The sequence below is a fragment of the Shewanella sp. TC10 genome (assembly GCF_009663145.1).
GTDB lineage: Bacteria > Pseudomonadota > Gammaproteobacteria > Enterobacterales > Shewanellaceae > Shewanella.
On record NZ_VKHR01000005.1, the window covers coordinates 45,297 to 57,553 of the forward strand.

Sequence of the window (12,257 nt, forward strand, 5' to 3'; positions counted from 1 at the left end):
TCAGATGAAATAAAATCCATTCATTTATTCTGGCAGTTGCCGATATTACAGATATCGAACTAAATAGGCTGTACAAATGAATCTGTTAAAAAACCTAACCATTAAACAAAAAATCTTATTTTCGGTGATATTTGGCGTGGTATTTTCAACCATGCTTGTCGGAGTGCTTAGCCAACGCAGCGCAAAAATGGTTGTTGAACAGCGTATGGTAGATTCAGAGCTGCCTAGCTTATTGATGCAGATCCGCCATAAAATAGAACTTGATATAAACAACTTATTGAATGCTGCCGAGCAACTAGCCAAAAGTCGTATGCTACTTGATTGGATTGAACAAGGTCGTCCGAGTGATAAAGAAGCCGATGTTGTGGCTCAGTTAGGTGATATTCAAAGTCAATATCAGTTGGTGCAAGCGTCTTACGCCGATAGAGAAACAGCAGCATATTACACACAAGATGGATTTCTTCGTGTTTTGACCTCAGCTCAAGATAGTTGGTTTTTTGATTATCTTAATAGTGGTCAAGAGCGGATGCTAAATGTATTTACTGAAACCAATGGTGAAGTCAAATTGTTCATTAACTACCAGCAACCTAATGGTCGCGGGCTAGTGGGTTTGGCAAAGTCTTTAGATGATATGGTGCAACAATTAGCATCATTTAAAATTGAGGACAGTGGTTTTGTCTATTTGGTTGATGCAAATGGTGATGTAAAACTTCACCCAGAACCTAATAAAATAGGCAAAACGAACCTTAATGGATTTTACTCTGGAAGTAATACTCAGTCTTTACTGACCCAAAATGATTTCAATTTAATGCGCATCGAACTCAATGGCGAAAGTACCATAGTCGCTAGCAGTTATATTCCGGCGATGAATTGGTATTTAGTAGCCGAGGTACCTGAGTCAGAAATCTTTGCTCTACTCGATAAAGCGGTATATCAAATTGTCCTTGGCACTATCGTTATTGCCATCATTTTTATTGTGATAGCGAGCGCTGTAGCATCGTCCGTAAGTCGCCCAATTGCAAAGGTCGCTGAATTATTTAAAGACATAGGTGAAGGTGAGGGTGACTTACGTCAGCGCTTACCTGTAGAAGGAAACGATGAATTAGCCCAACTTGCCAAAGGGTTTAATAGTTTTATTAGCAAAATCCAAGAATCCGTTATTGAAGTCGCCCGTACCAGTGAGCAACTAAGCTTATCTGCGAAAGACGTATCCGCTCAAGCAAATCAAACTCTGGACGATAGCCAGCAACAAAAAGACCGTACCATTATGGTTGTGACAGCGATTAATGAAATGGGCGCAACGGTAAATGAAATCGCCAGTAATGCTGCACAAGCAGCTGTGACAGCAAAAGAAGCTGATACTGAATCTTCTGACGGTCAACAAGTAGTAATGAGTGCAAGAACAACGATTAATCAATTATCTAATGACGTTGAACAAGTCGGTGAAGTGATTGAGTCTCTGGCAACACACACTAAATCCATTGGCGGTATTTTAGATGTGATCCGCGCTATTTCCGAGCAAACCAACTTGTTAGCACTTAATGCTGCAATTGAGGCTGCCCGGGCAGGTGAAGCTGGACGTGGGTTTGCTGTAGTTGCCGATGAAGTTAGAAACCTTGCTTCTCGAACTGCTGATTCAACGAATGAAGTACAAACCATGATTGATAAGCTGCAATCTGAAGCTAGCCGTGCAGTTGTAGCGATGGAAACCTCTCGCAACCGTTCTCAAGAAGGCGTCAATGCGGTAGATGAGGCAAGCCAATCACTGAGTGGTATTAGCCAACAAATTGCCTCAATAAGTGATATGAACATTCAGGTGGCAGCAGCAACTGAAGAGCAGTCAACCGTTGTAGAAGATATTAATCGCAATGTTACTGAGATTAATGACATTACTCAGCGCACCGCTGATACAGCACAAGCTGCAGCTCAAGCAAGTGAGTCATTAAATAGCTTGGCCGGACGTCTAGACGTACTTGTCGCACGCTTTAAAATAGAATAAATGCATAATTAACAAACAAAAAACGCACTTTAACAAGTGCGTTTTTTATGTTCTTTGCAAACCTTACCTGCACTACTTGATAAAATTAATCGTTAACGGATAACGATATGCCACTCCCTCACCCGCTTTAATTATCGCGATGATAGTAAAGATAATGTCAGCTAATGCTAACACCATGAGTAATAGCACCCCAATACCAACAAAGATTAAAATGCTACTGATAATCACATAGATAAGTAAGCTCAGCTTAAAGTTAATGCAGTTTTTGCCACATTCATTAACGAATTCAAATTCATCTCGTTTCATTAGCCACACGATAAGTGGGCCAATAATACTGCCAAGCGGAATGATGTAACCTGCAAAACTTGCTGCGTAAACCAGCAGCCCCATATCTCTGGCTTCTTTTTCTACCGTTTCAGTCATTATGCATCCTTGTCATTATTCGTTTAACAAAGCGTTAAGCTGGCTCGCCTTCTGGGCCATACAATCGATATTGCCAATTCTCAATTTGCTGAGTATCAATCCGTTTTTGCATACTGGCAATCCAGTTTTCAGCTAAACCTTCACATTGCATCAACTGCTGGTATTGTTCTGGGTCTACATCAGCTATAAAGTATATCTTCATCGCCTGAGCAATACTGATATCGGTTTTTCTTTCAATCAATACAATGCTATCACTGGCTTTAATCTCACCTTCTTGGAGTACTTTATAAAACCAACCACACATACGACTTTCTTGCATTGCTAAAGCAAATTTAGGATGTCCAAACTGCAAATTAAGTTTAAAGCAAGGAGAGCGCGGCTGTGTGACTTGCAATAACACCTCACCGATTTGAATGATATCGCCAATATTGACTTGAGATTCATCTAAGCCAACAGTACTAATGTTTTCCCCCATCGCGGGAACATCCTTAAAGTTGGTGATTAAATCCCAGCGACGGTATTGGCCATAGTGCTCCCGTGGGAAGTGATGTAAAACACGTTCTTCGCCACCATGATGAATAGGGTCAGCTTGGTTGTCGCCCTCTACCCTACTTTTAGTCACCTTAAGCGTTTGTACTGGAAGCTTATTGTTCATGGCACTATCAAAACCCTTAATGGCGTCAATTTGATCTCCACGAAATAAACCTGAGATTTTTTTTGCTAAAACATGGCCAGCCATTAATACTCTCTCGTTGATGTATGATTAGTCGTGTATTTTCTTATCTTGTTAATAGTACAAGTACCAATTAATAAGACAATACTACCTGATTTCGGCCTTGTTCTTTCGCTTGATATAATGCGATATCAGCCCGATGAATGAGCTCTGTTGGCGTTTCAGTTTTACGGTATTCGGCAACGCCGCAGCTAATCGTAATATTAATATCGTTGCCATTCACCTTGATATTTCTTGCTGCTACCGATTCGCGCATTTTATCTGCTAAGTCATGTGCTTGGCTGGTATTTACATTCGACAATAACACCAAAAATTCTTCTCCGCCCCAGCGACACAATAAATCTGCTTCTTTGAGGTGAGATTTAAGCACATTCGATACGGACTGAATCACCAAGTCACCGATATTGTGACCATATTTATCATTCACTTGTTTAAAGTGGTCAATATCGAGAATGATTACAGCCATTGGGGTCGATTCAATTACCGCTTGAGATAATGCACGAGTATAGTACTCTTCAAATGCTTGCCTGTTAGCCGCACCAGTTAACTTATCGGTAGAGGCCATGACTTCGAGCTTTCTTTGATATTTGCCTAGGGTCATATTGGCAATAAATAAAATCCCTAGCGTCACCACTAAACTCAGCGCAATATTGACCCAAAAGGTGGTTAGTAATTTCTGCTCAGCCAAAACTTCGTCTTGCTCTACCATCAAATACCACTGGAACTCCTCCACTAAACGGCTATTTAAATAGATAGTTCGGTTATCACGTTTATAGGAGAAAGAAGCACTTGGGCTAGTTAAGATTCGAGTGGCAAGCTTTTGTAACCCTTCAGTAGACTGTAGAGTCGTCGCACCATCAAACCCTTTGCTGCGCAAAGTTATATTGCCCTGTCGGTCTGAGAAATACACCTTACGGTTATAGCGAGTTTGATAAAGCTCTATCATTTTTTTCACGCTTTCAACGGCTAAACCAACCCCTGTCACGCCAATAAAGTTTCCATCAAAGTCATATACCTTGTAATTGACATAAATGACGGTGCGACTTTTATCAGCAGTATCGGTATCTATATTGATTTCGTAGTCTTCAGATTTAGGCAAAGAACGCACTCTAAAATACCAAGCATCCTCATTGGAGACATCTTTGATTTTTCTTAATACGCCACTGGAGTGGTAATAGTTTCGGCTAGCTTCAGAGACAAAAAAACTCGTAACGGTATCGTATTTTTGTTGGATTTCATTGAGGTAACGAACCAGTTTTTCGGGTTGCTGCTCATCATTAATCGTCCAATCTCGCACAAAAGTGTCTTGGGCCATTAACGAAGAAATAAAGATAGGTCTTAGCAGGTCTTGCTGAATTTCAGAATAGATATTGTCACTGGTGAGTGGCAAGGTATTGTCTTCGATTTGTTCACTTAAGGATTCATGAGCGACTTGATAACTGATACCACTGGTGACAATAAATGCGGCTAACAGCAATATGGACAGCATCCAAATAAAGCGCTTTTTATCATTCCAAACTTTATTTCCCATAACGCCCCTACTAAATCTTAGTTCTTCAAATTAACAATAGAAAATTGCCTCTAAGAGAACTGGTATATGCGAACATGTTAAACCAATGTAAATACTAACTGAAAAGCATTAAAGACGCATCGACTTTTACCTACAAGGCTCAGTATTTATAGGCTTAGCTTGTTTTGAATGTTTTTTTGCAGACAAAAAAAGACCCTGTAAATGGGGGATACAGGGTCATAAATTCAAACAATTAAAATAGGGTTGTAATTAACTCCCAGGAAGTAGGAAGATTTAAATGAGACAGATCTTTAGCGGAAAAGATTTGGCTTTCAATAAATTACGGCGAAATTATAGATTTACTTCATGACAGATTAGCGACAGTTATATGACGTAAAAATGAAATAAAACAAAAACAGATGAACCTCATTTTTCTAAGTAAGTTTTTAACCCTTCTCCAGGTACTGAGCTTGGTGTGGCAACAGCAAAAGCCGCCCACCTTGCACCTTCTTCCATCGCTTCGGTAATGGTTTTTTGCTCACACAGAAAGTGAATTAAGCCTGCTGCATATGCATCGCCTGCACCTGTAGTATCCACCACCTCTGATAGAACAGCAGGCACATGTACTTGATCATGCTTACTGTAAGCGATGGCTCCATTTTCACCATCGGTTACCACAAAGTAACGTAATGACTCACCGGCTATTTGAGTCGCAAAGCGCCATTTGTTTTCATTGCAGCGCCCCTCCATATCGGTAATAGAAGCAATGAGAATATGACATGGGCGCACTCGTTCATCTTTGGCTAGTTGCGAAACCACAAGGCAAGAGTTTAAAGCTGATTCGGTCCAACCACTGATCCCTTTTGCTGAAGAGTTTATATAGAGAGCATCGAATTGCTGCCAATTAGGTGGAGAGGGTAATTCAAATATTGGCCGTTCTGGGCGAATAATCGTGCGCTCACCATCCGGCGTCATCACTAACAACATCTCGCAAGTATTGCCATTAAATCGCTCAACTAAGCGGCAATCAAGACCTTGAGTGCTAGCTTGAGCCAATATCCAATTGCCAATTTTATCATTGCCAACTTGGCTCACTAAAGACACAGAATGACCAGCCCAAACCAGCCCAATCCCTGTATTTGCACCGCCACCACCTAGCCTTAAGCCACCATCTTGATAATGAAAGCGCCCGCCAGTTTGTAGCGGTTTATCTAACCGAAGTAGTCGGTCACAGTTAATATTGGCAAGCAGTAAAATATTGGCCATAGCAGTCTCTATATTCAGCATTCAATCTCAATGACAAGTTATCCACTCTGCCATTTGGGTTGATATCAAAATCAGTATACTGCAAAAAACAAAAAAGGCAGTTACTATGGTCACTACCTTTCATTAACTTATTTTTTAAGCGTTAGGTACTTATTACATATCAGCGGCTTGTAACGGTTTACGTAGTTGAGCACGAACATTATCCATTCCTGAATAAAATTCTTTCATCATTAACAAACCCATCATTTTGCCGTTATCAGTCCAAATCAAGTTGTCTGGGTCATTCGGGTCATTCTTAATCGCACCAATTGCTCTCATTGAAGCCATTTCTTTAAATAATGCGGTATCTAAGTTAACGCCAAATGTGTCTCGGAAGTATTTACGCGATAAACGGCCTGAGAACATACCCAGCAAGAAGCGGTATTGCATCACTTCTTTTTTACCGTATTGCTTTTGCTGCTCAACACCCATTTTGCCATTGGCAATTCGTTCTTGGTATTTTTTCAACGAGAACGTGTTCACATATAAAGTGTCATCTAAGAAGCTGAATGAGCCAGAACCAACACCTAAATACTCATCAAAATCGATAACGTATTCATCAAAGCCTTCGTTATTTGCTTTACCAAATGCCCAACCTGATAACTGAGTGTACTGGCCATTTAAGCTATTTAGAATTTGACGGTATTGACGCGCCATATCTCCGTGCGGCGCGGCTAGTTTGCCTTTAACACTCTTACGAGTTTGATGGGTTATCATCAATGGATAAGTGGTGATTTGTCTTGGGTCTAATTTTGAAGCCATATCCAAATCGTGCTGGATAATTTCATCGGTTTGACCACGGAAACCGAAAATCAAATCAACATTAATAATTGGGAATAACTCTTTAGCCGCCATAATTCGGTCAAAGGTTTGCTGACCGTTACCAAATTTTTCAATTCGGTCAGTCATGGTTAAAATGTCATCATTAAAGCTCTGCACCCCAATCGACATACGATCGACTAAGCCTTCTAACTGCTTAAAGCCTGGGCTGTCTAAATGTTGAGGATCTGACTCACATGACACTTCTTTAATACTTGGGAACAGCTTTTTAGCATGTTCAATGGTGCGTGCCAGTTCATCTTCAAGCACTGTTGTGGTGCCACCACCGATGTACATAGATTCGAAATCGTAGCCGAGATTTTTAACCATATCCATTTCTTTACGTAAAGAAACGAAATAGCGGCGTGCTTTATCTTCATTAAATAGGAAGCGGTGGAAAGTACAATAAGAACACAGAGTATGACAAAAAGGCACGTGTGCATATAGCATGTACTTTTTGCCTTCTACTGGGTTTGGCATCATTTCTGCGGAAACGGTATCTAAGCGCAAATTACGATCAACGTAAAACTGCATCACTTTTTCCATAGCACTGATCATCCAATCTGGGGTGGTAATATTCGCTTGATAAGGCGATTGGATAATTTTATCTGATGGTTTAATTATTGATGACATAGCACTTCCTATCTAAAAATATATACACAGTAGCAACGCTAATTGATTGCCGATTGAGCAGAGTACTCTCAATCGAGTAACCATTATGTGAACTATCTATAACTTAAGGGTTAATCACAACTATGACAGTTGATTTTTACCAAGGAGATCACAGATTAGCAGCCATTAAATAACCAACACCTAATGTACACTATCCGCATGTTAAATATAACAAAGATTAATGTTAACGGTTTGAGTTCCATATTGCAGATATAAAAACACCCTCAAAAGCAGTGCCTTTAAGGGTGTTTACGACTTAAAATTAAGACTAACTAGTCTTTATATTTAAGCTCGCCTTTTTCTTTGATTTCATCATACCAAAGGTTGTGATGTTGCTTAGCCCACTGCTCATCACAGTAACCAGACACCATACAATCCATACCACCTTCAGACATAGCTGTTGCCATGAAGATGTGCACGATAGAGAAAGCACAGATAACGATTGCACTCACAGCGTGAACCACTAAAGCAAGTAAACTTAGGTTACGGCTAGGTTCAAATAAGTTCGGGAACAGTAATAACATTCCTGATACTGAGATGAATAGTCCGAATAGAGCAAATGCCCAAAACCACATTTTCTCACCTGCGTTAGCAAAGCCAGCGTCAGGGTGCTTACCTTTAAATGGACCGAAGTTAATGTAACCACCAACCACCATCATCCACTTAAGGTCATACATTTTAGGCATTTGGTTTTTAGCCCAAAGTACCGTCATTAACGCCCAACCCAACATGAATGGGATAGCCATATAGTCATGAACTTCTTTGGAAATGTAAACCAAACTAGACCACATTCCTTCACCGATATACGGTTGGAAGAAGAAACGGCCAGCAAGCAGTACTAAACCTGTCAGGATCAATAACAAGCAAGGAATCGCACCTAACCAGTGAATTGATACATCAAATTTAGACCAGCGATACACCATCTTACCGGTGAAACCACCGTGTAATTTTGAAATACCGTTTATTTTAATAAACAGTAAGAAGATGATGATCATGCCAAATAGCGCTGCCATTAAAGCTGGCGCTAATAAGTCACTACGAAGTTCGAATACACGTAAATCATAAGTATTGATTGGTTGTGCATGGAACTCACTTGTGGAAGTCGTACGTCCCTCTACACCGTCTTTAAGCTGTGCCCATAATTGTGCATTGCCATCTTGAACGGTTAGAGACTCTTCAACATTTCCACTTGCGTGTGCGAAAGTCATAACACTGAACATCAGTGCGATAACAACGCCAATTTGTTTGAACCACTTGTTCATATTACATCCTCTATGCTATTCGATGCCTAGGTTGCCCTAGGCATCATAGCTAAGCTGACTAACTCAGGCGGAGATTAACCCCAAACACCCTTGTTAGCACCGCGATAAGCAACACGCTCACGGAAGATGGCAGAAACGATTTCTGCATCACCAGCAAGTAGCGACTTAGTTGCACAAAGCTCAGCACACATTGGAAGCTTACCTTCAGCTACACGGTTAGCACCGTACTTCTGACGCTCTTCATTAGAGTGATCAGCTTCTGGGCCACCAGCACAGAAAGTACACTTGTCCATCTTGCCACGGCTGCCAAAAGCGCCTGACTGAGGGAACTGTGGAGCACCGAAAGGACATGCATATAAACAGTAACCACAACCGATACAAGTATCTTTGTCGTGAAGAACGATGCCGTCTTCTGTTTTGTAGAAACAATCTGCAGGACATACAGCCATACAAGGTGCATCACTACAGTGCATACATGCAACAGAGATAGACGCTTCGCCTTTAACACCATCATTGATGGTTACTACGCGACGACGTTGAATACCCCACTCTAGAGCAGAGTCATTTTCGTTTTTACAAGCTGTGACACAACCATTACATTCAATGCAGCGCTTGGTATCACATAAAAATTTCATTGTAGCCATTTGGCAATTCTCCTAGCTTAAGCTGCAATTACGCTTTTTCAATTTGACAAAGCGACGCTTTGGTTTCCTGCATTTGAGTCACAGGGTCATAACCATAGGTCAGTGCAGTGTTAGCTGATTCACCTAATACGTAAGGTACAGTGCCTTCTGGGTAGTTAGGCGCAAGGCTTTCGCCGTGCATTTCACCCGCGAAGTGGTATGGCATCCAAGTTACACCAGGCTTAACGCGTGGAGTGACCATTGCTTTAATCTTGATGCGTCCACCTTCAGCACCTTCTAACCAAACTGTATCGCCATCACGAAGACCACGATCAGCTGCGTCTGCAGGGTTAATTTCAACAAACATTTCTTGTTGAAGTTCTGCTAACCAAGGGTTAGAACGAGACTCTTCACCACCACCTTCGTACTCAACCAGACGGCCTGACGTTAGTGCAAGTGGGTACTTAGCAGAGTTGTCATTGTCTTGAATTGACTTGTACAGTGTTGGTAAACGATGTACTTGCATATCAGCGTACGTTGGGTACTTAGATACTAAATCACGACGAGGCGTGTATAACGGCTCACGGTGAACAGGTACTTCATCAGGGAATGTCCATACGATACAACGAGCTTTAGCGTTACCGTAAGGGATACAGCCGTGCTTCATTGCTACGCGTTGGATACCACCAGAGATATCAGTCTTCCAGTTTTTACCTTCTGCATGAACTTTTTCTTCAGCAGTTAGTTCGTCAAACCAGCCAAGCTGTTTAAGCATGTCTGCAGTGAACTCTGGGTAACCGTCTGTGATTTCAGCGCCTTTAGAGAAGCTGCCTTCCGCTAACAAGTTCTTACCTTTGTATTCAATACCGTAACGCGCACGGAAGTTACCGCCGCCTTCAAGCACGTGCTTGTGCGTGTTGTATAGAATTTGAGTACCTGGATGCTTCTGCTCCGGAGTACCCCAACAAGGCCAAGGTAAACCGTAAGTTTCGCCTTTAGCAGGTCCACCAGCAGCTTCAAGAGTCTTGTTGCTGAACGTGCCCCAGTTTTGAGTGTGTTCTTTAATACGCTCAGGGCTTTGACCTGACATACCAATAGTCCACATACCGCGGTTAATTTCGCGAGTGATGTCTTCAATAACTAGAACATCATTTGCATCTTTAGCGATACGTTTAGTGTACTCATCAGCAAAACCAAGTTTTTGAGATAGACGGTACATAATCTCAAGGTCAGTTTTTGATTCAAATAATGGCTCAACAATCTTTTCACGCCATTGTTGTGAACGACCAGAGTTAGATACTGAACCTTCAGTTTCGAACTGAGTACAAGCTGGTAGCAAGTACACGCCGTTTTGACGACGGTGCATAACACCAGCCATTGTTGGGAACGGATCCACAACAACTACTGTGTCCATCTTGTCTAGTGCTTCACGAACATCATCTTGACGAGTTTCAGTGTTAACTGATTGACCCCAGAAGAAGCCCATACGTACACGGTCTTTTTGCGCTAATTTTTCAGGCGTTTCTAAAACACCGTCATGCCAGCGAGAACAAGGGATACCAGGAGTGTTCATTGGAACACGGCCAAGGTATTCATTTTGGTCAAAACGACTAGAAACCCAATCTCTATCTAGATCCCAAACATTTGTCCAGTGATCCCATGCGCCAGAAGTTAGGCCGTAGTAACCAGGTAAGTTATCGAATAATAAACCTAAGTCAGTTGCGCCTTGTACGTTATCGTGACCACGGAAAATGTTTGTTCCGCCGCCTTTAACACCCATGTTACCTAGTGCTAATTGAAGGATACAGTATGCACGAGTGTTCGCGTTACCGACGTGATGCTGAGTACCACCCATACACCAAACAACAGTACCTGGACGGTTATCTGCCATTAATTTAGCAGCTTGGTAAACTTCTTCTTCGCTACAGCCAGTGATATCTGCAACTTCTTTCGGTGGGAACTTCTTCACTTCTTCGCGAATAGTTTCCATTTCGAAAACACGTTCTTGGATGAACGTTTTGTCTTCCCAACCGTTTTCAAAGATGTGCCAAAGCATACCGTAGATGAATGGGATATCCGTACCAGGACGCAGACCACAATGTAGGTCAGCATGCGCTGCAGTACGTGAGAAACGAGGGTCAACAACGATAATTTTAGCGTTGTTTTTCTCTTTCGCGATTAAGATATGCTGCATTGCAACTGGATGCGCTTCAGCCGGGTTAGCACCGATGAAGAAGATTGCATTTGCATTCTGGATGTCATTGAAAGAGTTAGTTTGCGCACCGTAACCCCAAGTGTTAGCAACACCGGCTACCGTGGTAGAGTGACAAATACGTGCAGAGTGATCGACGTTGTTCGTGCCCCACATAGCCGCAAACTTACGGTACATGTAACAGCCTTCGTTCGAGAACTTAGCACTACCCATGAAGTAAACTGAATCAGGACCTGACTCTTCACGGATATCTAGCATCTTGTCACCGACTTCGTTGTAAGCCTGCTCCCAAGATAGTTTCTTCCACTTGCCATCAACAAGCTTCATTGGGTATTTAAGGCGCTTTTCACCGTGACCATGTTCACGTAAAGCAGCACCTTTAGCACAGTGACCACCAGCATTGAATGGGTGATCGAAAGCTGGTTCTTGACCAGTCCAAACGCCATTTTGTACTTCAGCGTATAAACCACAACCAACAGCACATGCAGAACATACAGTACGTTTGATTTCAGTTGGCGCATCATGCGGTACATCTTTAGCTTCTGCTCTACGCATCATGCCAGTGCCCATTAATGAAGCAGCGGCGATACCACCAGTGGCAATACCTGCATTCTTCATAAATTGACGACGGTTGATACCGAGCGACTTGGTAGCAGCTTTAGGCGCTGCGGTAGACTTGCGAGTTAACTTCATCGCTTA

General features: G+C 42.0%; 9 protein-coding genes. 1 reads left to right on the forward strand and 8 read right to left on the reverse strand.

Annotated elements, in window-relative coordinates:
* Positions 1–76 precede the first annotated feature (76 nt).
* Positions 77–1,999: a methyl-accepting chemotaxis protein gene (locus FNZ24_RS02815; protein ID WP_153912907.1), complete on the forward strand. Its 1,923-nt coding sequence runs from the start codon at positions 77–79 to the stop codon at positions 1,997–1,999.
* A 72-nt stretch (positions 2,000–2,071) separates the two neighbouring features.
* On the opposite strand, the gene FNZ24_RS02820 is transcribed toward FNZ24_RS02815, so the two are convergent.
* The 8 genes from FNZ24_RS02820 to FNZ24_RS02855 all read right to left on the reverse strand — a co-directional run bounded on the left by FNZ24_RS02820 (position 2,072) and on the right by FNZ24_RS02855 (position 12,251).
* Positions 2,072–2,422, reverse strand: coding sequence for a DUF4870 domain-containing protein (locus FNZ24_RS02820; protein ID WP_153912908.1), 351 nt, complete (start codon positions 2,420–2,422; stop codon positions 2,072–2,074).
* 34 nt (positions 2,423–2,456) lie between these two features.
* Complete coding sequence (locus FNZ24_RS02825; RefSeq protein ID WP_153912909.1) at positions 2,457–3,161, reverse strand: MOSC domain-containing protein; 705 nt, start codon at positions 3,159–3,161, stop codon at positions 2,457–2,459.
* A gap of 67 nt (positions 3,162–3,228) precedes the next feature.
* A complete protein-coding gene (locus FNZ24_RS02830) occupies positions 3,229–4,686 on the reverse strand; it encodes a sensor domain-containing diguanylate cyclase (protein WP_153912910.1) in 1,458 nt (485 codons plus the stop codon).
* Positions 4,687–5,091: 405 nt separating this feature from the next.
* Positions 5,092–5,931: a PfkB family carbohydrate kinase gene (locus FNZ24_RS02835; protein ID WP_153912969.1), complete on the reverse strand. Its 840-nt coding sequence runs from the start codon at positions 5,929–5,931 to the stop codon at positions 5,092–5,094.
* Positions 5,932–6,084: 153 nt separating this feature from the next.
* A complete protein-coding gene (locus tag FNZ24_RS02840; protein WP_153912911.1) occupies positions 6,085–7,422 on the reverse strand; it encodes a coproporphyrinogen III oxidase family protein in 1,338 nt (445 codons plus the stop codon).
* A gap of 311 nt (positions 7,423–7,733) precedes the next feature.
* Positions 7,734–8,723 (reverse strand): formate dehydrogenase subunit gamma, encoded by a 990-nt coding sequence (locus tag FNZ24_RS02845; protein WP_153912912.1) that lies wholly within the window; start codon positions 8,721–8,723, stop codon positions 7,734–7,736.
* A gap of 74 nt (positions 8,724–8,797) precedes the next feature.
* Positions 8,798–9,367: a formate dehydrogenase FDH3 subunit beta gene (fdh3B, locus tag FNZ24_RS02850; protein WP_153912913.1), complete on the reverse strand. Its 570-nt coding sequence runs from the start codon at positions 9,365–9,367 to the stop codon at positions 8,798–8,800.
* A 28-nt stretch (positions 9,368–9,395) separates the two neighbouring features.
* Positions 9,396–12,251 carry a formate dehydrogenase subunit alpha gene (locus FNZ24_RS02855; protein ID WP_153912914.1) on the reverse strand — a complete coding sequence of 952 codons (2,856 nt, stop codon included), beginning with the start codon at positions 12,249–12,251 and terminating at the stop codon, positions 9,396–9,398.
* Between the last annotated feature and the right edge of the window lie 6 nt (positions 12,252–12,257).